Below are 23562 nucleotides of genomic sequence, written 5' to 3' on the forward strand. Positions count from 1 at the left end.
GGTCCGATGGGCGCTGCACCGCGTGCCACCGTGCCTCACGCCACCGTGCCTCACGCCTTCACGGCGCCGGCGGCGAGGTCGACGCGCCAGAACCGCTGCAGGATGAGGAAGATCAGGATGAGCGGGACGATCGCGAGCAGCGCACCGGTGATCACGAGCGTGTAGAGCGCCGGTGCCGAGGCGCCCTGGTTGAGGAGCCCGTTGAGCCCCACGGTGATGGGGAACAGCGAGTCGTCGCCGAGCATGATGTACGGCAGCATGAAGTTGTTCCAGATGGCGACGAACTGGAACAGGAAGATCGTGACGAGGCCGGGCAGCATCATCGGCATCGCGATCCGTCCGAAGATCCGGAACTCGCCGGCACCCTCGGTGCGGGCGGCCTCGATGACGTCGGTCGGCACGGCTGCGGCCGCGTAGATGCGGGCGAGGTAGATGCCGTACGGACTGATGATCTGCGGCAGCAGCACACCCCAGAACGTGTTCGTGAGGCCGACGTTCGCGAGCAGGAAGTACTGCGGGATCGCGAGGATCACGCCGGGCACGAGGACGCCCATGAGCAGGATGCTGAAGACGGTCCGCTTGCCGGGGAAGTCGAACTTCGCGAGCACGTAGCCGGAGATCGCGGAGACCCAGGTGGAGGCGATCGCACCGATGCCCGCGTACAGCGCCGTGTTCACCATCCAGCGCCAGAACAGTCCGTCCCGGTACTGGGTGAGTTCGACGATGTTGTCGAACAGGTGGGTGCTCGGCATGAGGGTGAAGGTGGAGAACAGCTCGCCGCTGCTCTTCGTCGACGCCATGAGCACCCAGAACACGGGGAACAGGCAGTAGATCGCGCCGAGGATGAGGATGCCGGTCGAGATCCCGCTGGGGCGGTCGGACCGCATGGTCGTGCTGCCGGCGCGCTCGCGGCGACGCGGGCTGGCCGTCTTGTCGGGTCGAAGGGTGGTCGTCATGTGTCAGTCCTCCTGACCGAAGGCTCGCTTCTGCACGACCCGGAGGAAGAGGAAGGAGACGATGAAGGTGGCGACGGCGATGATGATTGAGGTCGCGGCGGCCGAGTAGATGTCGTCGCGGGTGAACGCGTCGCGGTAGACGAGCATGAGTGGCGACCAGCTCGTGGACAGGCTGTTGGTGAGCGGTCGGAGCGTGGTGGGTTCGGCGAACACCTGCAGCGTCGCGACCATGGAGAACAGCGCGGTCATCACGAGGGCTGGGGCGACGATCGGGATCTTGATCCGCAGGGCGATCTGGACCTCGCTCGCACCGTCGATGCGGGCGGCTTCGTAGATCTCGCTCGGAACGGCCTTGAGCGAGGTGTAGATGACGATCATGTTGAAGCCGACGCCACCCCAGAGGGCGATGTTCGCGATGCCGAAGATGATCGTGCCGGACGACAGGATCTCGGGGGCGTTCCACCCGAGGCTGTCGAAGATCGCGTAGAAGGGGCTCACCGCGGGCAGGTAGAGGAAGCCCCAGAGCAGCGAGCTGATCACGGCGGGCACCGCATAGGGCAGGAAGATCGAGATCCGCGAGAAGGAGACCGCCCGCGTGCGCCGGGAGTCGAGCAGCAGCGCGAAGAGGAGTGCGAGGCCGAGCATGCACGGGATGAGGATGAGGCCGTACAGCAGCACCCGGCCGACACTCGCCGCGAACTCCGCATCGCCGAAGGCGCCGAGGTAGTTCTCGAAACCGGCGAACGCGGTCGTGCGTCCACCGGAGCCGAGGCCGAGGCCCGTCACCTGCTTCTTCTGGAAGCTGAGGAACAGCGTGTACACGATGGGCGCGGCCATGAACACGAGGAACAGGATGATGCCGGGGGCGAGCATCACGTACGGGATGAGGACCCGGTTCTTCAGGTTCTTGCGCGACCGGGCCGGGCGGCGCGAGCCGCGGGGCGGGTCCTGGGTGGGCCGGATCGTGTCCAGCGTCGATGGTGCAGCCATGCCGGGTCCTTGGGTCGAGTGCGGGAGCGGGGAGCGGGGCCGACTCGGTGAGCCGGCCCCGCGGGGACTACTTGACCGAGAAGCCGCTCTTCTTCAGGTCGTCGATGGTGATGGACTGCATCGCGGCCACGGCGTCGGAGAAGGCCTGCGCGGTCTTCGCCTCGGCCGCTTTCGCGAACTCGTCGTTGTACGCGCTGAAGGCGACGTTGACGTTCGGGCCGTAGGTGAACGGCGCGACCGACTCTGAGGCCTTCGACGCGATGTCGTAGAAGTCGCTCTGCTGGCTGAAGAACTCCGGCGACGTGGTGAGGGCGTCGGCGGCGACCTTCGTCGCGGCCGGGTAGACGCCCGAGACGTCGGCGAGGGCCGCGACGGCCTTCGGGTCGGTGTTCAACCAGGTGGCGAACTCGACGGCGGCGGCCGCGTGCTTCGACTGCGTCGTCACCGCGGTGGACGAACCACCCCAGTTGCCGTTGGACGGCTTCGAGGCGTCCCACTGCGGGAGCTCTGCTGCGGTCCACTTGCCCGCGGTGTCGGGAGCGTTGCCGCCGAGGACCCCGGGGGCCCAGACGGAGGAGATCCAGCCGACCTGCGAGCCGTTGTTCAGTCCGGCGTTCCACTCGGGCGTGTACATCGGCTTGTTGTCGATGGCGCCCTCTTCGACGAGCTCACCCCAGTAGGACGCGACCTGCTCGGTCGGGCCGGCGTCGATGTCGACGCCCCAGCTGTCGCCGTCGATGGACCACCAGGAGGCACCCGCCTGCTGCGCGAGTCCGGCGAACCAACCCGCGTCGTTCGCGGAGAAGGTGCCGAGGTACTTCGTCGGGTCGGCCTGGTGCACGGCACGGGCGACCTCGGCGTACTCGTCCCACGTCGTCGGGACGCTGAGGCCGAGGCTGTCGAGGATGTCGGTGCGGTAGTACGCCATCATCGGGCCGGAGTCCTGCGGCACGGCGTAGACCGCGTCGCCACCGAGCGTCACGGAGTTCCAGACGCCGTCGGAGAAGTCGTCCTTGAGGTCTGCTGCGCCCTGCTCCGAGATGTCGGCGAGGGCGTCGGAGGCGACGAGCGTCGGGATTTTCTGGTACTCGGCCTGGATGAGGTCGGGTGCGCCGCTGCCGGCCTTGATCGCGGTGAGCAGCTTGGTGATGGCCGGGTCTCCACCGTCCTGCTTCTGCACGACCACCTGGATGTCGGGGTGGTCCTCGTTCCACAGCTCGACGACCTGTTCGAGGTTGGGCGCCCAGGCCCAGTAGGTGAGTTTCACGGGGCCGGACTCGGTGCCGCCCGAGGATGCCGAGCATCCGGAGAGCAGTAGAGCCGTCGTGGCGACCGTGGCGATGCCGATGTGGCGAAGCGTGCTGCGCATTCGTCCTCCTTGTCGAAAGCTGGGGCGCTCTGGTGCGGGGCAGCGACGCTTCGATGGAGAACGTCGTTGTACCTGTGAGCGGTTACAGTTATTCACACCGAATTCAGCTTGTCAACAATCAGATTGCTCACTCCGCTGGCAGACCGGGCTGTGATAGAACTGGGAGCGCACACAGCCAGGTGATCGACCGGATCCCTCTCGGCCCACTGAGTCACAGGAGACGCAGCATGACCATCGAGCTCGACCCGCTCACCGCCCAGGCCACCTGGATCCCCGGCAGCACCGGCCTCCGCTACGGCGGCGACTACAACCCCGAGCAGTGGCCGCGCGAGACCTGGCTCGAGGACATCGCCCTCATGCAGGCCGCCGGTGTCGACCTCGTGAGCGTCGGCATCTTCTCCTGGGCGGTCCTCGAACCGCGCGAGGGCGAGTACGACTTCACCTTCCTCGACGAGATCATCGGCCTCCTGCACGACGCGGGCATCTCCGTCGACCTCGCGACCCCGACGACCGTCCCGCCCGCCTGGTTCTGGAAGCGGTACCCCGAGGCGCACCCCGTGACCCGCGAGGGCCTACGGCTCGGCCACGGCTCACGCGGCATCGCGAGCCCCAGCTCGCCCGCCTACCGTCGAGCGGCCGCGGCGATCACCGAGCAGCTCGCCGCGCGCTACGGATCGCACCCCGCCGTGGTGCTGTGGCACGTGCACAACGAGTACGGCGCACCGATCAGCGAGGACTACTCGGACGGTTCCGTGCTCGCCTTCCGCGCCTGGCTGCAGCGTCGGTACGGCTCCGTCGCCGCCCTCAACGCGGCCTGGGGCACCCGGTTCTGGGGCCAGGACTACGGCGAGTGGGACGAGATCGACGCCCCGCGCGTGTCCGCCTCCGTCGTCAACCAGACGCAGCGCCTCGACTTCGCGCGCTACACCTCCGACACCCTGCTCGAGTGCTACGTCGCCGAACGCGACATCATCAAGCGCCACGCGCCGGACGTTCCGGTCACGACGAACTTCATGGCCACCAACTGCCGGTCGATCGACTACTGGGCCTGGAGTCGCGAGGTGGACATCGTCGCCAACGACTACTACCTCGTCGCCGAGCGCGCGGACAACCACATCCTGCTCGCCCTCGACTCCGACCTGACCCGCTCCCTCGCCGGCGGCGACCCGTGGATCCTCATGGAGCACTCGACGTCGGCCGTCAACTGGCAGCCGCGGAACATCGCGAAGCGTGCCGGGGAGCTCGCCCGCAACAGCATGAGCCACCTGGCCCGCGGCGCCGACGCGATCCTCTACTTCCAGTTCCGTGCCTCCCGCTCCGGTGCGGAGAAGTTCCACTCGGCGATGCTCCCCCACGCCGGCACCGAGAGCCGGATCTGGCGCGAGGTCGTCGCCCTCGGACAGGACCTCGGCCGCCTCGACGAACTCGTCGGCTCTCGCGTGCGGAGCGAGGTCGCGATCCTCTGGGACGTGCAGTCGTTCTGGGCCCAGGACCTGGAGTGGCGCCCCTCCGTCGAACTCGACCACCGCGAACGCGTCGAGGCCTACTACGCCGCCCTCTGGCGGGCCGGCGTCACGGTCGACTTCGTCCACCCGCACGCCGACCTGAGCGGTTACCGCCTCGTCCTCGCGCCGTCGCTGTACCTCGCAGATCACGAGACCTCCGAGAACCTCACCCGCTACGTCGAGGACGGCGGCAGCTTCGTGGTGTCGTACTTCTCGGGCGTCGTCGACGAGCACGACGCGGTGTGGGAGGGCGGCGCGCCGGGTGCGTTCCGCCGGGTGCTGGGACTCTCCGTCCCCGAGTTCCTGCCGCTCCACGAGCACGAGACCGTCGAGCTCGACGACGGTCGCACCGGATCGAGTTGGACCGACGACATCGTCCTGGAGGGCGCGGAGGCCGTCTCCTCGTACCGCTCCGGACCGGCGGCCGGGAGCCCCGCGGTGACCCGCAACCGCTTCGGCGCGGGGACCGCCTGGTACGTCTCGACGAAGCTCGACGAGGCGGGGCTGTCGGAGCTGCTGTCCGAAGCCCTGGAGCAGGCCGGCGTCGACGCACCGCCGGTGCCGGCCCTCGGACTCGAGGTCGTCACCCGCTGGGGCGACGAGGCGTCGTTCACGGTCGCGATCAACCACGGCGACGCCGACGCGGAGCTCGTGACCGACGGCACCGTCGAACTGCTGACCGGCGAGCCGGTGGTCGCGGGCGCGGTGCGGATCCCGGCCGGTGCCGTGCGGGTGGTGCGGACGCCGCTGCGCGGGTAGGGCGGCGCGGCGGGGACACCCCCCGCCGCGTACTGGTCATCTCGAATGTCAGTGGTCGGTGGTGGACTGGAGTCATGACCGAGACCTCCACCACGCTCCCGCTGCGTGCGGTGGACGTCTTCGAGGAGCAGCTCGCGGAGCTCTCCGACGAGTTCTCCACCATCGCGCGCGAGCGTGCCGCGCTCGACGCCAGGGAGGCCCGACTGCTCGCCAGGTCGGCCGCCCTCGCCGACGCGATGGCGGACAGCCTGGTCTCGCACGACGAGACGCCCGCGCAGCGGAAGGCGCTCGTCCGTCGTTCCGCCTGCGCCGCACTCGCCATGGCGACCCGCTCCTCGGAGCACACCGTGCAACGGGCCACCGGCGACGCCGAACGGCTCGTCACCGATGCCCCGGCTGTCCTCCGTGCGCTGGAGGACGGCCGCATCTCGGGCCGTCACGCGCGGACCATCACCGATCAGCTCCGAGACATCCCCGCGCACGGTCGCGCCGCGTTCGTGGAGAGGATCCTGCCCATCGCGGAGCAGTCGACCGTCGCGCGGCTGCAGCAGCGGTGTCGAGTCCTTCGCGAGCGCCTGCACCCCGAGTCCATCACGGTGCGTGCGGCCCGGTCCGAGGCCGACCGACGGGTCGAGCTCGAGCCCGCGGCCGACGGCATGGCGTGGGTGCACCTGTTCACCACGGCACCCGTCGCCATCGCGATCGGAGAACGGCTCGACGCGCTCGTCGGCGCGGCCCACCTGACGAACGACGACCGCACCTGCCAGCAGCTGCGTGCCGACGCACTCGGCTCGCTCTGCATCAGCGGCGTCACCACAGCCGACCAGACCGCCCACCAGGGCCGGCGGTCGCCGATCGCCCGGCCGGTGGAGGTGCTCGACGACATCCAGCCCACGGTGAACCTCACCGTGCCCGTACTCAGCCTGTTGGGGGTCACCGAGACCCCGTCCATCCTGGACGGCTACGGCCCGATCGACCCCGAGACCGCGGCGAGGCTCGCGGTCAATGCGCCCTCGATGACGCGGGTGCTCACCCACCCGGAGACGAGTTCGGTCCTCTCGGTCGGGCGGCAGCAATACCGCGTGCCCGCGGATCTCCAACGGGCGGTCCGCCTGCGAGACGTCACGTGTCGGGCACCCGGGTGCGGGAGGCGGGCACGGGCCTGCGACCTCGACCACTCGGTCGCCTGGGCCGACGGCGGAACGACGAGTGTCGGCAATCTGGCCTGCGTGTGCCGACATCACCATCGGCTGAAGCACCTGCCCGGGTGGTCGCTCGACCACCGGCCCGATGGGGTCCTGGATTGGACGACACCTGACGGCAAACGGCATCGAACGGAACCGGACGCCGATCCGCCGTTTTGAGCGAGAGCGTGCCCTTCGACAGGCTCAGGGACCGGAGCCCGGTCACCGAGCTGCGCCGCACTGAGCCTGTCGAAGTGTCGAGGTGCGTGCTACTTGTCGTGCTCGGCGAGCCAGGCGAAGGACTCGGCGACGCCGCCGAAGATCTCCTTGCTGTAGCCGTCGAACTCGACCACACGGGTCGCGTGCGGCGCGGCGGCGAGGATCGCCGGGATGTCGACCTGACCCTGGCCGGCGGGCTGCTGGTTGGCGAACGCCTGCGCGAGGGCGTCGGGCACGACGAGTGCGCTCTCGCTGCTCGGCAGTGCGGTGGCGATGTCTCCGGAGATGATGCCGTCCTTGATGTGGAGGAACTGCACGCGGTCGCCGAGCGAACGCAGGAACGCCGGGGTGTCCGCACCACCGACGGTCGACCAGAAGGTGTCGATCTCGAGGACGACCTCGGGCGACAGCTGCTCGACGAACAGCTCGAAGATCGGGCGACCGTCGACGTGGGTCGAGAACTCCCAGTTGTGGTTGTGGTACCCGAACTTCAAGCCGGAGGCGGCAGCCTGGACGGCGAGCTCGTTGACCCGCTCGGCGAGGCGAGCGGCGTCGTCCGCGGTCTGCCAGCGGTCGGTCGGGATGAACGGGTCGATGACCGTGCCGATGCCGAGCCGCGAGGCGGCGTCGAATGCGACGGCCGGGTCGGCGGCGTCGATGACGGGCGCGTGGCCGGACGGCGCCGTCACGCCGGCGGCGGCGAACGCCGTCTCGAACTCGGCGGCGCGCTCGACGAACGCGTAGGGCTCGACCTTGGTGAAGCCGATCTCGGCGATGCGGGCGACGGCGCCCTGCAGGTCCTCGGCGATGGCGTCGCGGACGGTGTACAGCTGCACGGACGGTGCGCTCATGGGTACTCCTTCGTAGCTTCGGGCGGGCACCGAGGGGCGGTCCACCGCGTCACCGACGCCGGTCGGACCGCTTCTGTCGACAGATCGACAAAAGTACCCGGGCCGAGTCTATCGACCCAGGCTGGGCACGAGCGAGCCGATGCGGCCCCGCCGCTACTTCTCGGAGCGCTTCAGGGTCTTCTTGACCGCGCGCTCGGCGAGGACGGTCACATAGTCCTGCACCGGTCGTTCGGCGAGCGCGCTGACCTCTTCGCGCACGAGCGCGCCGATCCGGGCGGAATCGACCCCCGAGTACTTGTCGCTCAGCTTCTCGGTGAGCTGACGGATGATCTCTTCGTGGTCGATGTCGGTTGCCATGCCTCCAGTATCGGCCCACAGGTGTTGTCCGGGCTGTGAACCTCGGCTTCCGTCCGCCGCTGTTCGCGCGCCGGACACCTCCCGGCAGCGCCCCGTTCACCCTCCCCGTCGGACGCCCGCCGGAGCTATCCTGTCCGCGATGTCGATTTCCACATCCGCCGTTCGACGTCGTAGTGAGGCGGGCGATCGCGCCCCCGGAAACCAGGAGAAGACGATGTCGAAATACATGCTCATCATGCGCAACAGCGGATCCGTCGAGAAGCTCGAGGACATGGACTTCGAAGCGGTCATCAACGCGATGGGCGCCTACAACGAGTCGATGATCACCGCCGGCGTCATGGTCGGCGGCGACGGCCTCACCGACGCCGCGCAGGGTGCCGTCGTCGAGTTCACGACGGAGGCCCCGATCGTGACCGACGGCCCCTACGGCGAACTGCACGAACTCTTCAACGGGTTCTGGACCATCGAGGTCGCGACCCGCGAAGAGGCGATCGAGTGGGCCAGCCGTGCGCCGCTCGCCCCCGGCAACAAGATCGAGGTGCGCCGCATCACCGACATGTCGGACTTCGCCGACCACGCCGACAACGAGTACCTCCAGAAGGAGGAGGAGTGGCGCGCTCAGGAGGGCACACCGAAGCCCGCTGCCGACCCGGCCTGAGCCCGGCACGACCACGAACGAGCGCGAGCGCGACGTCCTCCTCCGGAAGGTCGCCGCCCTGCCCGCGTGAGGTTCGGTTCAGCCCTTGGCCGGCACCTGAGCAGGCGCCTGGGCCGGTACGTCGAACCGCTGGCCCTCCGGCTTCGACGGCAACAGCACCATGACGAGCACGATCACGCTGCCCACCGACGGCACGAGGGTGAAGAAGTAGTACGTGCCGGGGAAGCCTGCGTCGTGGAGGCGACGCCAGGTGAGCGCGAGGCTCGGCACGAAGAGCGCCACCCACGCGATGAGCAACAGGACCACCCCGACAATCAGGACGATCACGCTGACACCGATGCCCGTGGCACCCAGGTCGACCCCGTCGAACTCCCCGGTGTACCCGTTGTCGTACCGGGACTGCTGCTGCACGGCCGTCGTCGTGGCGGTGACCGCGACGAGGGCCGCACCGATGGTCACCAACAGCGTCGGGATGAGCATGACGAGGGTGGTGAACAAGCTGGCCCACCAGTACTCGCTGAGCGATGCACGACCCGAGAAGTCCGCGTACTGCTTGAAGAAGCGTCGCCTCGCCTGGCTGAACGTCGCGCCGTAGAGCGGCAGGGACAGGTCGTCCGGCGAGGTGGCCCCGCGAGGCGCGGGTGCCTGGTACTGCGGCTGGCCGTAGGGGGCCTGGCCGTACTGGGGCTGGCCGTAGGGCTGCTGGCCGGAGGGGGCTTGGCCGTACGGCTGCTGGCCGTACGGGGCCTGACCAGAAGGCGACTGAGGGTTCGGAGGATACGTCATGGCTGCTTCCGGATCGCGGGTCGAGGTGACACCAGTATGGCGCGACCGGCTGCCGGGGCCGAGTGGGGGCGCCCTTCGACAGGCTCAGGGACCGGAGGGGGAGCTCAGGGACCGGAGAGGGCGACAGGCCCGGGGAGCGGAACGCTCCCCGGGCCTGTCCCACGGATCAGCCGAGCGGTCCCGCCGGTCCGCGCTCGAGCGGCGTGCGTCCAGCCCGCTGGCGGGCGATCAGCACGGCGGCGGCTCCGAGGAGCACCGCGAGGGCGGCGAGGCGGCCGAAGGTACCGGCCTCCTCGGGCACACCGGTCGACGCGATGGCGTCCGGCGTGCTGGCACCCGGCGTGATGACGGTCACCTGCGCCGTCACCTCACCACCCGGCAGGACCAGGGCGAGCGTGTGGACGCCGGCCGTGATCGTGTACGGGACGGTGAACACCGCGTTCGCCGTGCCGTCGGCACCCACCGTGAGCGTGCCGAGCGTCACCGGCGTCGACCGCAGCTCGACGCGGAACACCGCGCCCGGCTGGGCTCCCGTCAGCGACACCGGCAGTGCTCCGCCGGGGGCCACGCTCGTGACACCGAGTCGCAGCACCTCGTCACCGGTCAGCGAGCCGCTCGGCTCACTGGGACCGGGTGTCGGCTCCGGGTCGACCGGGGTCGGCGTCGGTTCCGGCGTGACGGGCTTCGCCGGGACGTCGACGGAGACGGACTCCGAGACGTTGCCGGCGACGTCGGTGGCACGGACGGCCACCGTGGTCGCCGCATCGCCGACCGCGACCGGCGCGGTGGACGTGGTCCACGCCCCGTCGCCGACCCGGACCTCCGTGAACGCGACACCGGAGTGTGCGTCCTCGGCGGTCACCGTGACGGTGCGGGCGGTCTGGTCGACCGTCGCAGCGGCCGTCGGGACGGTCGCATCGCGCCGCACCTCGACCACCGACGGCTCCGACACGTTGCCGGCGGCGTCCGTCCCGCGGAAGGACACCGTGGTGGCCCCGTCAGCGGTCACGACGACCGGACCGGTGTACGCCGCCCACTCGCCGGTCCCGACCCGGACCTCGAGGGTCGCGATGAGGTCGCGATCGTCGACGGCGGTCGCCGAGACGCTCACGTCCTCACGGAACCAACCGGAGGCGGGTCGCTCGGGGGTGACCGCGGTGGTCACGACCGGGGCGGTGACGTCCGGGACCGGCTGGTCGGCCGCCTCGAACACCTGCCACTCCTTGATCCCCAGGCTGCCCTTGCCGCTCTCGGTGCCGCTCGCCTCGAGGAGCAGACGCAGCTTCGTCGTCGTCGCCGGGGTGAAGGCGACCGTGTTGAACGCGTCGACCTCGGTCCCGTAGGCGCCGAGCGCTTCGACGTCGACCCAGGCACCGACGCCGTCGCCGGCCTCCGCGTCCCAGTACTGCGCCTTCCACGACTTGGGGACCTCGATGCCCAGACCGGCATCGTCGAGGTTCGAGACGAAGTACGCCCCGGTCTCGCCGACGGTGACCGCCTCTGCCCAGTCGTACTGGACCCACTGCTGACCGATCTGCGGCCACGCGCCCCAGACGCTCGCGTTGTCGTTCGGCGTGACGTCACCCGACGAGGTCGGAGCGACGTCGTCGTTCAGGCCGTCGACCGTGTTCCAGGCGGCCGTGAACGAGGCCGTGGGGACGGCTCCGATCGCGACGTTCCGGCGCAGCTGACCGTCGCTCTTCGGCACGACGACACTCGTCTCCGCGGAGACGTTGCCGGCTGTGTCGGTGGCACGGAGGTGGACCGTGGTCTCCTCCAGGCCTACGAGGACCGCCTTGGTGTAGGGCGTCCACTCCGGCGCATCACCGATGCGGACCTCAATGGAGGCGAGGCCCGAACCGGCGTCCGTCGCGGTCGCCTTGACCGTGCGGGCCGCAGCGTCGGCGACGGGGGTCACCTGCGGTGCGGTCGCATCGATCCGGACGGCGACGTCGGCAGCGGCGGAGCGGTTGCCGGTGGCGTCGGTCGCGCGGGCGGCGACGGTGTGGACACCGTCCCCACTCACGGCGATCGGGCCGGTGTACGGGACCCAGGCGGCGGCGTCGACCGACACCTCGATGACGGGCGCCGAGTCTCGGTCGTCGGTCGCGGTGACCGAGACGGTCGCCGCTCCCGGGTGCCAACCCGAAGCCGGGGCTGCCGGGTCGACGATGAGCGCGACCACCGGAGCGGTGTCGTCCTCCTCGCCGCCGCCGGCACCGACGGTCACCGTGGCGGTGGCCGACTTCACCCCCGGGATGGCCGAGTCGACCGTTCCCGTGACCTCGAAGACGCCCTCGGCCGCGTACGCCGCCGGGTCGACGGTCGCCCACGTCACCGGCAGGTCCTCGCGGGACCCATCGTTGTAGAGGACGCCGAGTGAGGCCGGTAGGGCTGGGGCGACCCCGGCCGCGGTGGTGACCGCGACGGGATCGACGGCGTTGATCTGGCCGGGCGCGGTCGTCCGCACCCAGACGGTCGCCTTCGCGGGCACCGCTGAACCGGTCACGAGACCGACGACGGCGAAGCTGCCCTCACCCGCGACCTGCTCGGGTGGGATGGACGCCCACGAGACCGGGAGGTCGGCGTGGCTGCCGTCCGCGAAGGTCGCGTCGACCGTCGCGGGCAGCGTCGGCACGACACCGGTGGTGGTGCGCACGTCGATGGGCTCGATCGCCGTCGGGGCGACAGCGAACACCTCCCACTCGCTGACTGCGACACCGGCGTACGGGTCGGCTCCGGTGCCGGGACCGGCCGCGCTCAGCACGAGGCGGAGCTTGGTCGTGGTCACGGCGTCGAACTCGACGGCGTTCGGAGCATCGCGGTCGACGCCGTACGCGGACGCGCCCGTGACGTCGGCCCAGGCGTCGCCCGTCCAGTACTGCGCCTTCCAGGCCTTCGGCACGTTCACACCGGAGCCCGAGGAGGGGTTCGTCTGGTCGGCCCAGAACGACACCGTCGCGGAATCGACCCGGACCGGGTTCGCCCAGTCGTACTGCAGCCACCTCGTGGCCGGACGACTGCCCGACCAGGTGCCCCAGACATCGGCCTGTGATCCACCGCTGTGGAGGACCGTGCCGTCGTTGACGGCGTTCACGTTGTTCCACCCCGCCGTGAACTCACCGGTCGGCGTGGCCTCACGGGCGACGTTCTGGCCACCCGCGGACACCGCGCCCTGGACCACGAGGTCCTTCGTGCTGGTGAGTTCGCCGTCACTCGCGGTGAGGCGCAGCGTGTACGAACCCTCCGCGGTGAAGCTCGCGGTCGTGGACGCCGAGGTGGCGTCGCCGAAGATGACGAGACCGTCCTGCGGCGCGTCGACCACGCTCCACGAGGAGGTCACGTCGCCGAGCGGCAGGCCGTCGTCCTTGACCTCGCCGACGAGCGCGAGCGTGCCACCGGCCGAGTTCGCCTGGTCGACCCAGGCGTTCACCGAGGGAGCCTGGTTGGTGGACGCCGGTGCCTCGACGCCGGTCGCGAAGAGCTGGAGCTCCTTGACCCCCGTCTTGAACCCGGCGGCGTGGTTGACCGTCAGTCGCACGGCGTCGCCGGTGACCTCGGGGAACTGGACGTGGTTGTAGTTGGCACGCGGGTAGACGGGGCCACGGGCCTGGGCCGGGATCGCCGTCCAGGTGTCGCCGTTCCGGACCTCGAGCGAATAGGTCGCCGGCTCCGAGTACCCCTGCACGGTGGCGGTGGAGGAGGAGTTGTAGAAGTACACCCGGGCGTCGTCGAAGGTCTTGGTGCCTCCGAGCTCGACCACGAGCGAGTCCTTCGCGTTCGGCGACCCCGCGGTGCCCCAGAAAGGCTCATTGGCGGTCGTGCCGTCCACCGCCGCGGTGGCGGGGCGGCTCGACGCGGAGAAGCTCGCGCTGACCTCGGCACCCTCGGCGGCGTTCGCGGATCCGGCGCTGGCCGGGTCCACGTCGGCGCCGGCCTTGGCGAACAGGTCGACGACCCGGTCACCGGCGGCGAAGGAGACGTCCTGCGGCGCCTGCAGCGAGGCCGTCGTCGAGGACAGGACGGTGACGTCGTCCGCCACCTCGACCGTGCCCGTCGCGGGGTCGTAGACGACCTTGCTCAGGGAGTCGATGGTGAAGGCGAGCTTGCCGTCGAGGAACACCGAGTAGCCCTCCGGGACGCTGTCGCCGTAGTGGCGCTCACCGCCCGGCGCATCCCAGGTGATCGTGAGGTCCTGGTCGCGGAAGGCGATGTTGTTCGCCGTGAAGTGGTCCCAGTCGATGTCGATCGGATCGAGCTCGATCTTCGCGTCGCTCCGCGGACGGAGGCCCATGGTGTCCTCGATCATCGTGAAGTTCGTCGCGCCGAGGATCGTGTGGTGGATCCAGGAGCGGTAGCCGATGTTCTGCGGGTCGGCGTCGCCGTCGGACCAGAACTCGTTCTGGTCGGGCAGGCGGTTGTCGCCGCCGTTCTGGTAGTGCGACCAGGCGTTCCAGTACAGGAGCTTCTTGTACCACTCGGCGTCGATCGCCTTCGTCGGGTAGTCGCGCAGCACCTTCGCCAGCATGCGGAACGTCACGGTGGAGTTGATCACCGAGAAGTTGTTGCTGCCCGGCCCGCCGTAGTCCGCCTGGTCGGCCTGGTTCGCCGTGTAGAAGGGGAAGATCGGGTACTGGGCGTCGTCCGCGAAGAGGTCGAGCGCCTTGACGTAGTCGTCGGCGTAGTCCGCGTCACCCGGCTTCGGCATGAGGCCGACGGTGAAGGGGTAGAAGTTGTTGATCTCCTTCCACTTCGCCAGCTTGCCGTCGGACGTGAACCGGTGCTTGAGGACCTTCGCGTCGGCATCCCAGAGGAGTTCGACGACCTTGTCCTTGATGCCCTGGGCGAACTCGTCCATCTCGACGGCCTTCGCCTCGTTGCCGGCCGTCCGGTAGGCGGCGGCTGAGGCGAGCGCGTTGGAGTACAGGTACGCGTTCTCGGTGCGGTCCATGGAGGCGTTCGGGCGTTCGTGGAACGACACCGCGTCGGCGTCGTTACCCGTCATCGCACCCCAGTTGTAGTCGATGAGGCCGCTGTCGTCGGTGTCGTAGGCGTCGAGCAGGCCCTTCACGTCGTCCTCGGCGTACTCCGCCAGGTTCTCGGCGATCGCCGTCGGTCCGCCGTGCAGCTGGTACGAGCGCCACGCGGCCTCGGAGATGTACTGCGTGTAGCTGTTCGACCAGTTGGCCGGGTCGCCCGGGTTGTCGACGAACTTGTAGCTCTTCGAGGTCTCCCCCGCCGACACCCAGGGGCCGTAGGAGTAGATCGGGTTGCGGAAGTACTTCAGGTCGTCGATGAACATGCCCGTGGTGAGCACGATGGCGTTGTTGTACCCGAGCACGCCCTCCATCGAGGTGGGGAACTGGTAGTCGTTGCCGGGGATGTCCGCGTCGAGGAAGTTGAAGCGCATGAGCCACCAGCGGTAGTACAGCGTCTTGTCGATGTTGTCCTCGGGGGTGTCCAGGAAGGGCACGTTGTCGGCCCACCACTGGTTGTACGCGGTGACCTGCGCCGTGTACGAGGCGTCGGGCGCGAGGCCGCGGACGGCGTCGTACTGCGTGCGCGACTCGGCGATCTCGTCGGTGACGAAGCCGAGCTGCACCTTGGTGGAGACGGTGCCGCCGGCCGGGACGGCGAGGCTGGTCGTGATGCCGCCGCCGTCCGGGGTGAAGCCGTCGCCGGAGAGCCGCGGGAAGATCGTCGTGAGCTTGTTGGCCGCCGTGACGACGCCCGTCAGCTCGTCGCCCTCGACGGTCGTCGTGTAGGCGGAGGTCGCGGTCAGCTGCACGGTGTGCGCGCCGTTGGTGCTGCGGACCTCGAGGCCGGTGACGGCCACGTTCGCGTCGGTGATGTACTTCGTCTGGACGACCTCGATCCCGGTGGCGGCGTGACGGTGCACACTGCGCCAGTAGCTCGGCGTCTGCACGCGGCTCGCGGTGTCCTCGGTGAGGGTGACGTCGGTGCCGTCGACCTTCGCCGTGATCGTGTACGCCGCCTTGCCGTCGATGGCCTCCCAGTAGGCGACCTGACCGCCGAAGCCGAGCTTCGAGGGGTCGTGCTCCTTCATGAACACCGCGCGACCTCGGCTGAACAGCCACTGGTTGTCGTCGCCGAAGCTGCCGGTGGTGCCGGTGCGCTGGAGCATCCGGTCCATCCAGAAGTCGGGGCCGCCGAGGGCTCCGGCGCCGGCCGCGACGTCCGCGTCGAAGATGGCCTGCAGTTGGTTGCCGGCCGTGTACCCCGTGCCGGTCGCCGGGATGGGGGTGTCGCTGCCCGAGAACGTCGGGTAGCCGATGTCGGCGTTCGCGGCCTGTGCCGGCGCCGTGAGGAAGGTCGTTCCGATGACGGCGAGGACGGCTGTCGCCGCGATCCCGCCGCGCCATCTGCGCGACCCCCGCTCGGGGGTGGTGTGCTGTGTTCTGACCACGCTGTCTGATTCCCTCTCGTCGGTGAGTAGGACACTCCCGGGGAGGTTATCGGGACACTCACAGCTCCCGCAAGGCTTTTCGGAGTTTTCGGAAAACCGTGCGGAAGCGGGATGAAGGAGCATGCGAAATCGCCCGACACCGCCCCGAAATCCTTGCGATCCGGGGTGGTGTCGGGCGATCCGATTGGCCTGTCGAGCGTCGGTCAGCTCCGCGTCGTGGGGATCCAGACGCGCATGGTGGACGGGCCACGCTCGGCCCACGAGTGATACGGCGCGATGGTCGCGGTGAACGACTCCGCGTGCCGTGGTGCGTCGAAGCGCTCGGCATAGGGCCAAGCCGCGTCGACGACCGGGCGGGCACGGAGCGCGACCGTCAGGCGCCCGTCGGCCGCCTCCTCGACACCCGCGTCCGGGACGATCTCGATGCGGGCGAGCGTCTCGTCGCCTCCCGGCAGATCGACCGACTCGACGCAGTAGACCTCGGGGCCCCGCTCGATCGCGACGGCGCCGCGGATGGCGTCGACGCGCGGGTCCGGGTGCGTGACCCGCGGCCGCATGCCGAAGGACAGCTCGACGACGTCGCCCGCGGCGAACACGCGGGCGAGGTCGGCGTACCCGGGGGCGACGTCCTGCGTCTCCTCCGCGCCGCCTGCCGGCGTGACCGACAGGCGTGCGTCATCGGCCCAGGACGGCACCCTGATCGAGACGGTCACCGCGTCACGCGGCGCCTCAAGGATCCGCAACGAGACGACTCCGGAACGCGGGTAGTCGGTCACCAGCTCGGCACGGAACCGCCCGCCGTGCGCCCCACCGATGGTCGTGTCGATCGTCGCCGACGCGAACTGGTGGATCTGCACGCCGTGGTCGTCGCTCGTCGCGACGAAGGCGGCCAGGCTCGCGAGGGTCCTGGCCACGTTCGGCGGGCAGCAGGAGACGTCGAACCAGGGCGCACGTTCGGAGGACGACGCGCGTGGCGACACCTCGTCGTCGGGGCTCGACTCCCCCGGCGTGCGCTGGTGCAGCGTGTTGGCGTAGAAGAACGCGGTGCCGGCTGCCGACGGCGACGTGGCGACGACGTTGTAGAGGACGCGTTCGATGTGGTCGGCGTACCGGACGTCGCGGTCCTCGAGGAGGAGCCGCCAGCTGAACATGATCGACGCGATACCGGCGCAGGTCTCGGAGTAGGCCCGGTCGGACGGCAGTTCGAAGTCCTCGCCGAACGCCTCGTCCTGGTGGTGCGAGCCCTGACCACCGGTCAGATAGGTGCGGCGCGCGATCGTGCGGTCCCACTGGCCGCGGAGGGCCTCGAGCAGACCGGTGTCGCCCTGCTCGACGGCGATGTCCGTCGCCCCTGCGGCGAGGTAGTTGGCGCGGACCGCGTGACCCCGCAGTGCCTCGGCCTCGCGGATCGGGACGTCGTCCTGGAAGTACGCCCGGCCGTATTCGATGTCCGCGAGGACCCCGGTGCCGCGCCGTTCGACGAAAAGCGAGGCGAGGTCGAGGTACCGCGACTCCCCCGTCACCCGGGCGAGCTCCGCGAGACCGACCTCCACCTCGGCGTGCCCGCACACCGACTGGATGCCGTCGGTGCCGAAGACCTCGCAGATGAGGTCGGCGGCGCGCGTCGCGATGCCGAGCAGGCCGTCGTCGGCGCCCGGGCTCGTCCGCTCCCGGGCGACCGCCGCCTGGAAGAGGTGACCGAGGCAGTACAGCTCGTGACCCCACTCGAGGTCGGACCAGCGCTCACCCTGCCCAGGGCGCCCGAAGCGGGTGTTGACGTAGCCGTCCGCCTCCTGGGCGGCGGCCACCCGGTCGACGACGCTGCGGAACCGCGACTCCAAGGCATCGTCGCCGCCGAGCCGTCCGAGCTCCCACGCGACGGCCTCGAGGTACTTGTAGACCTCGGAGTCGGCGAACTCCCGCCCGCGGCGACCCTCGGGGAGGGTGCCCGCGGCGGCGAGGTCGAAGTTGCGGAGCCATCCCTCGCGCTCGAGCCAGTGCTCGACGTGCGGCAGGGTCGCGGCGCCGTTCACGCGCTGGCGGTCGGCCCAGAACCCGTCCGTGATCCGGACCTCGTCCAGCCCGAGTGGGGAGAGCGCACCGGTGGTGGGGACGACCGGAGCCATGCTCAGGGCGGTGTGCGTCGACGTGTTGCTGATGGTGGTGCTCATGGTTACCCCTTGAAGGCGCCGGACATGAAGCCGCGCACGTAGTGACGTTGGAGGATGAGGAAGAGGAGGATGCACGGCAACGCGAGGACGACGACACCGGCTTCGGTCGCGCCGTAGTCGACGACGCCCTGCACCTGACCGCGCAGGTTCGAGACCGCGAGCGGCAGCGTCATCTTCGCCGAGTCGTTGATGAGGATGAGGGGCGCCATGAAGTCGTTCCACGCCGCGAGGAACGCGAACAGTCCGACCGTGATGAGGCCGGGCTTCACCGCCGGCACGAGCACCTTCCACAGCACGGTCCACGAGGTGCAGCCGTCGACCATCGCCGCCTCGTCGAGCTCCTTCGGGATCGATTCGAACGCGATGCGCATCATGAAGGTCGAGAACGGCAGCTGGAACATGGTGAGGACGAGCGCCACCCCGACGAGCGAGTTGGAGAGCCCGACCAGGTTGAGCAGCACGTACAGCGGGATGAGCAGCGTGGCGTACGGGACCATGAGGATCGCGATGGTCGCGAGGAACAGGGCGTTCTTCCCGCGGAACTGGAACCGGGCGAACGCGTACCCGCCGAAGAGTGAGATGACGAGCGTCAGGATGACGGTGAGCAAGGAGACGAACACCGAGTTGCCGACGTACTGCAGGATGCCGTCCTGGTAGCCCGCAAGCGTGATGTAGTTGCCGAACCCCCAGCCCTCGGTCTGGTTCGTGCCGGCGAGCGGGGAGACCGAACGCACGGCGGTCCAGACGAGCGGGTAGAGGAAGATCACGGCGAGCGCCGCGGTGAAGATCCAGAACGGCATCCTGATGGCGATGCCGAAGAAGTTCGTGGGCTTGGCCTCGCGTCCGCGGCCGCGAGCGCGTCCGTGTCCGCGGACGTCGGGCATCGTCGAGGTGACGGTGGCCGGTTCCTTCCGGGTGATGGTCATGCTCAGTCCTCGACCTTCTTGCTGAACGCGCGGATCTGCACGATGTTGATGACGATGAGCGCGGCGAGCACGAGGACCGAGAGGGCGCCGGCGACGCCGAGGTTGTTCGGGCCCTGGAACGCCACGTTGTAGATGAGCTGGACGACGGTGATCGTGCTGTTGTCCGGGCCGCCCTTGGTGAGGATGTAGAACTGCTCGAACGCGAGCAGGGAACCGGTGACGCACATCACCGTGGTGAGCGCGAGGGTGGGCTTCAGGAGCGGGACGGTGATGTCGCGGAAGGTCTGCCAACGGGATGCGCCGTCGATGCGGGCCGCCTCGTACACCTCCTCGGGGATCCCCTGGAGGCCGACGAGCATGAGCAGCATGTAGAAGCCGGCGAAGCGCCAGACGATGAGGAACACCGTGGACCAGAGCGCCGCGTCGGGGGTGCCGAGGAACGTGAAGCCCATGGCCTTCGTGAGGTCGGCGAACGGGCCGGCGATCGGCGAGTAGAGCACGTAGAAGAGGAGCGACGCCGAGGCGAGGCCGAGGGCGCTCGGGATGAGGAAGGCGGTGCGGAGGAACCCCTTCCACCGGCTGGACTCCTGCACGAGGAGCGCGAGGCCGAGACCGAGGCCGATGAGGAGGACGGTCGCGATGACCGTGTATTTCAGCGTGAAGACGACCGAGTCGAGGAAGAAGCGGTTGTCGATCGCCTTCGGGAAGTTCTCGGGGAAGTTCACACCCTGGTTGCCGCCGAGGAGGGGCCAGTCGGACGCGGCCATCTGGAACACGAGTCCGAGTGGGACGAGGAACAGCAGGACGACGAAGACGGCCGTCGGGAGCGCGAAGAGCCAGCCGGTGCGGGCGTGCACGGCTCGACGTCTCCTGGCTCCGACCGAGTCCGTCGGGCCTCGTCTGGCGAGGGTGGTACTCATGGGTGGACCTTTCGAAGCGGGTGGGTGCGGGTGCGCCGTCACAGCGGGGGATGCGACGACGCACCCGCGGGTCGGACTACTGCGAGAGCACGTCCGTGATCGCGTCGCTGTCGGCGTCGACCGTGTCAGTGCCTTCGAGGACCGCGTTCCGCACGAGCGTCAGCCAGGGGCTGGTCGGCGAGTTGAAGGCCTCCTGGAAGTTCAGCGAGTACGGGGTGTCACCCTTGGAGGCGACCTCGTTGATCGTGACCAGTCGCGGGTCCTTGCTCGAGTACTCGTTGTTCGCGAGGTCGGAGCGGGAGACGACGTCGTTGTCCTTCGCGAGGACTCCGACCTGGGCGTCCTCGGACATCAGCCAGCTGAGGAAGTTCCACGACTGCGCGGCCTTCTTGGAGTCCTTGGAGACGCCGATGCCGTCGCCACCGACGAAGGTCGAGTCGCCGCCCTTCGGGCCGGGGATGCCGGACACGCCGACGTCGAACGGGGTGGAGGACAGCAGGGTCGCCGGGTACGGCATGACGCCGACCTTGCCCTCGGTGAAGCCGGCGGTCCAGGTGGGCCCGGCCTCGTCCTTCGAGGAGGGGAGCACCGCGCCGGACTTCCACAGGTCCGCCCACGTGCTGTAGACCTCCTTGGCGCCGTCCTCGGCGAGGAGCGACTCGGTGCCGTCCTCGTTCATGACCTGCTCGCCGTCGGCCCAGACGCTCGGGAACCAGGTGAACACGAGGCAGCCGCCGCAGTTGAGCCCGGTGGCGGTGCCGTAGGTGTCGGGCTTGTTGAGGGCCTGCACGGCCTTGGCGTCCTCGGCGAACTCGGCCAGGGTCGTCGGACCCTGCTCGGGGTCGAGGCCGGCCTCCTTGTACAGCTCCTTGTTCCAGAAGAGCATCGAGAGGTCGAGCACGAACGGGAGGACGTGCTCCTTGTCGTCGGCGGTGCCGGCGGCCAGGTGGCCCTTGTTGATCTCGTCCTTGAAGTCGAGTCCGTCGATGTTGGCGGTGAGGTCCTGGAAGAGGCCCTGCTCGACCCAGTTGGGGACGTAGACGATGTCGGCGGCGAACAGGTCGGGGAGGCTGTCGGAACCGGCTGCCGCGCCGACCTTGGCGACGTAGTCGTCGTTCGGGACGACGGTGAGCTTGACCTGGTTCTCGTGCGAGGCGTTGTAGGCCTCGACGAGGAGCTTGGCCTGCTTCTCCAGTGGGGCGCGGGTCCAGAGCGTGAGCTCGGAACCGTCGTCCACGCCCTCGGGGCCGGCACTGGCGAGCGGCGAGCTCCCACCGCCGCCGGAGGAACAGGCGGCGAGGCCGACGAGGAGGGCGCCGGCGGCGACCACTCCTCCGACCCGCTGCATCCGTCTGGTGTGCGTGCTGCGCATGGTGACTCCTCTGACTCATCGTTGAGCGGACCGGTCGGGTCCGGCGGTGCGGGGAGAAGTTTCGAAACTGTCGAAACGCCTTTCGGTAAAGCTAGCCTGGGATCACGGTAGCGTCAAGAGCGGAATCCGGTAACGTTTCCGGAACGAGAAGGGGGGCGTCATGACCGATGCAGACGCCATGGCCGCAGGCGGGGCCACGAGCGGCAGGGCAGCGACGCTCGGCGACGTCGCCCGCATCGCCGGTGTCTCGATCGCGACGGCCTCGAAGGCCATCAACGGACGCAGCGAGGTCGCACCGAAGACCCGCCAGCGCGTACTCGACGCCGCGAAGACCGTGTCCTTCACGCCCAACGAACTCGCCCGCAGCCTCATCAACGGCCGCACCGGCACCGTCGGCCTCCTCACGAGCGACCTCGAGGGTCGCTTCGTGATCCCGATCCTCATGGGCGCCGAGGACGCGTTCGGCGCCGGACAGGTGAACGTGTTCCTCTGCGACGCGCGTGGGGACGCCATCCGCGAGCAGCACCACTTGAACGCCCTCCTCACCCGGCGCGTCGACGGCATCATCGTCGTGGGCCGCAGCACCGACCCCCGCCCGTCCCTCGGCCACAAGCTGCCCGTGCCGGTCGTGTACGCCTACGCACCGTCCGACGACCCGACCGACGTCTCGATCACGCCCGACAACCGCGACGGCGGTCGGCTCGCCGTCGAGCACCTGATCGCCTGCGGGCGGTCCCGCATCGCGATGATCACGGGCGAGCCCCAGTACGCGGCAGCCCGCGACCGCGTGACGGGTGTGCAGCATGCGCTCGCCGCCGCGGGCCTGGAGCTCGTCGGCACCCCGATGTTCTCGGAGTGGACCGAGCACTGGGGTCGGGATGCCGCGGCCATGCTCCTCGCCCAGCACCCCGAGATCGACGGCATCGTGGCCGGTTCCGACCAGATCGCGCGCGGCGTCCTCGACACCGTCCGCGACCTCGGGCGCGACGTCCCCACCGACGTGGCGGTCGTCAGTTTCGACAATTGGGAGATCCTGGCCACCAACTCGCGTCCGGAACTGTCGTCGATCGACGCCAACCTGCAACAGCTCGGCCGACTCGCCGCCACGCGCATCTTCGAGGCGATCGAGGGCACGGAGGTCGCGCAGGGTGTCGAGTACCTGCCGGGCCGGCTCGTCCTCCGCGGCTCCACGATCCCGAGGCGCTGAGCCATGGACGGTTCGATGATCGGCGCGTTCGTCGCCGTCGCGATCATCGTGGTCGCACTGATCACGATCATCACCCGATCCCGCAGCGGACGCCCGCCGGGCTCGAACCGCGACGGCGGTTCATCCGACTCCGGTATGCCCTTCACCTCGGACGGCGGCCATCACCACTCCGGTGGCGACGGCGGGGACTCCGGCGGCGGAGATTCTGGCGGCGGTGGAGACGGCGGGGGTGGCGGAGGCGACTGAGCGGTCGGCTCCGTGATCACCTCAGCTCGTCAGCGGCGCCGTTGCTGCTTCGAGCGACCCTTCGGCTTCGGGCGCGACTTGCGCTTCGCCGGTGGGACGACCGCGTTCCCCTCGCCCGAGCGCTTCCGGCGCGAGACATCGACGCCGCCCGCCGGCCCGCCGATCCACATCGGGACCTTGCTCAGCCAGCCGGCGACGAAGAACAGTGCTCCGCCGACGACCAGACCGGCGACGCCGATGATCTGCCAGATCGCGTTGTCGAAGACCACCGGCCCCACGGCCTCGCCGTCGGTGAACAGTCCGAACCCGTTGTCGAAGACGACGACGAGGATCGTCAGCCAACCCAAGCCGAACACGGTGCCGGCCACCCATCCCCACCGGGAGATCGCCAGGCCACCGAGGACCGCACCAACGGCCAGCGGTAGGCCGAACGCCACGTACAACACGATGGCGACCCAGGACTCGGCGTCGTCACCGCCGATCGCGGCCCCGACGAGGGCGACGCCGACGAGCAGCACCAGGGATCCGATGAGCGCACCGCTCAGCGTCGAGATGCGCCGACGACTCATGCGGTAGGGGTTGGTGCTGAACGGCTCCCGGTTCGGCATGGATCCATCCTCGACCATGGAAGCCCCCGCCGTCCGCCGGACGACGAGCGC

General features: G+C 69.5%; 17 protein-coding genes. 5 read left to right on the forward strand and 12 right to left on the reverse strand.

Annotated features, from left to right (window positions below; all coding sequences use genetic code 11):
• Positions 1–50: 50 nt before the first annotated feature.
• From ASE44_RS11810 to ASE44_RS11820, 3 genes are all read right to left on the reverse strand, one after another.
• Entirely contained in the window at positions 51–956 is a 906-nt protein-coding gene (locus ASE44_RS11810) for a carbohydrate ABC transporter permease (protein WP_082455980.1), read from the reverse strand.
• A gap of 3 nt (positions 957–959) precedes the next feature.
• Positions 960–1829: a carbohydrate ABC transporter permease gene (locus ASE44_RS11815; protein WP_235522636.1), complete on the reverse strand. Its 870-nt coding sequence runs from the start codon at positions 1827–1829 to the stop codon at positions 960–962.
• A 184-nt stretch (positions 1830–2013) separates the two neighbouring features.
• A complete protein-coding gene (locus ASE44_RS11820; protein WP_056780031.1) occupies positions 2014–3315 on the reverse strand; it encodes an ABC transporter substrate-binding protein in 1302 nt (433 codons plus the stop codon).
• Positions 3316–3542: 227 nt separating this feature from the next.
• Between ASE44_RS11820 and ASE44_RS11825 the strand changes: the two genes are divergently transcribed.
• Both ASE44_RS11825 and ASE44_RS11830 read left to right on the forward strand, forming a co-directional pair.
• Positions 3543–5579, forward strand: a complete 2037-nt coding sequence (locus tag ASE44_RS11825; RefSeq protein WP_056780033.1) for a beta-galactosidase — start codon at positions 3543–3545, stop codon at positions 5577–5579.
• Positions 5580–5653: 74 nt separating this feature from the next.
• Positions 5654–6943 carry an HNH endonuclease signature motif containing protein gene (locus ASE44_RS11830; protein WP_056780036.1) on the forward strand — a complete coding sequence of 430 codons (1290 nt, stop codon included), beginning with the start codon at positions 5654–5656 and terminating at the stop codon, positions 6941–6943.
• An 89-nt stretch (positions 6944–7032) separates the two neighbouring features.
• Here the strand turns inward: ASE44_RS11830 and ASE44_RS11835 are convergent, their stop codons facing one another.
• Together ASE44_RS11835 and ASE44_RS11840 are read right to left on the reverse strand one after the other, a co-directional pair.
• On the reverse strand, positions 7033–7833 hold the full coding sequence (locus ASE44_RS11835) for a sugar phosphate isomerase/epimerase (RefSeq protein ID WP_056009774.1): 801 nt from the start codon (positions 7831–7833) through the stop codon (positions 7033–7035).
• Positions 7834–7986: 153 nt separating this feature from the next.
• Positions 7987–8190, reverse strand: a complete 204-nt coding sequence (locus tag ASE44_RS11840) for a three-helix bundle dimerization domain-containing protein (RefSeq protein WP_056009776.1) — start codon at positions 8188–8190, stop codon at positions 7987–7989.
• A 214-nt stretch (positions 8191–8404) separates the two neighbouring features.
• Between ASE44_RS11840 and ASE44_RS11845 the strand changes: the two genes are divergently transcribed.
• Complete coding sequence (locus ASE44_RS11845; RefSeq protein ID WP_056780040.1) at positions 8405–8848, forward strand: YciI family protein; 444 nt, start codon at positions 8405–8407, stop codon at positions 8846–8848.
• 78 nt (positions 8849–8926) lie between these two features.
• Here ASE44_RS11845 and ASE44_RS11850 read toward each other — a convergent pair whose 3' ends face one another.
• The 6 genes from ASE44_RS11850 to ASE44_RS11875 form a co-directional block, all read right to left on the reverse strand.
• Positions 8927–9634, reverse strand: coding sequence for a DUF805 domain-containing protein (locus ASE44_RS11850; RefSeq protein WP_056009782.1), 708 nt, complete (start codon positions 9632–9634; stop codon positions 8927–8929).
• 166 nt (positions 9635–9800) lie between these two features.
• A complete protein-coding gene (locus tag ASE44_RS11855) occupies positions 9801–16061 on the reverse strand; it encodes an Ig-like domain-containing protein (protein ID WP_235522592.1) in 6261 nt (2086 codons plus the stop codon).
• A gap of 203 nt (positions 16062–16264) precedes the next feature.
• Entirely contained in the window at positions 16265–18232 is a 1968-nt protein-coding gene (locus ASE44_RS11860) for a glycoside hydrolase family 127 protein (RefSeq protein ID WP_056780043.1), read from the reverse strand.
• A gap of 2 nt (positions 18233–18234) precedes the next feature.
• Positions 18235–19158, reverse strand: a complete 924-nt coding sequence (locus tag ASE44_RS11865) for a carbohydrate ABC transporter permease (RefSeq protein WP_327078816.1) — start codon at positions 19156–19158, stop codon at positions 18235–18237.
• A gap of 2 nt (positions 19159–19160) precedes the next feature.
• Positions 19161–20078, reverse strand: a complete 918-nt coding sequence (locus ASE44_RS11870; protein ID WP_056780046.1) for a carbohydrate ABC transporter permease — start codon at positions 20076–20078, stop codon at positions 19161–19163.
• A gap of 76 nt (positions 20079–20154) precedes the next feature.
• Positions 20155–21450, reverse strand: coding sequence for a sugar ABC transporter substrate-binding protein (locus tag ASE44_RS11875; protein ID WP_056780049.1), 1296 nt, complete (start codon positions 21448–21450; stop codon positions 20155–20157).
• A gap of 160 nt (positions 21451–21610) precedes the next feature.
• On the opposite strand from ASE44_RS11875, the gene ASE44_RS11880 reads away from it, so the two are divergent.
• Positions 21611–22657: a LacI family DNA-binding transcriptional regulator gene (locus tag ASE44_RS11880; protein ID WP_235522593.1), complete on the forward strand. Its 1047-nt coding sequence runs from the start codon at positions 21611–21613 to the stop codon at positions 22655–22657.
• 3 nt (positions 22658–22660) lie between these two features.
• Positions 22661–22903 carry a hypothetical protein gene (locus ASE44_RS18570; protein WP_056780051.1) on the forward strand — a complete coding sequence of 81 codons (243 nt, stop codon included), beginning with the start codon at positions 22661–22663 and terminating at the stop codon, positions 22901–22903.
• 29 nt (positions 22904–22932) lie between these two features.
• On the opposite strand, the gene ASE44_RS11890 is transcribed toward ASE44_RS18570, so the two are convergent.
• A complete protein-coding gene (locus tag ASE44_RS11890) occupies positions 22933–23511 on the reverse strand; it encodes a hypothetical protein (protein ID WP_157579923.1) in 579 nt (192 codons plus the stop codon).
• Between the last annotated feature and the right edge of the window lie 51 nt (positions 23512–23562).

It is taken from the genome of Plantibacter sp. Leaf1 (assembly GCF_001421315.1).
Lineage (GTDB): Bacteria > Actinomycetota > Actinomycetes > Actinomycetales > Microbacteriaceae > Plantibacter.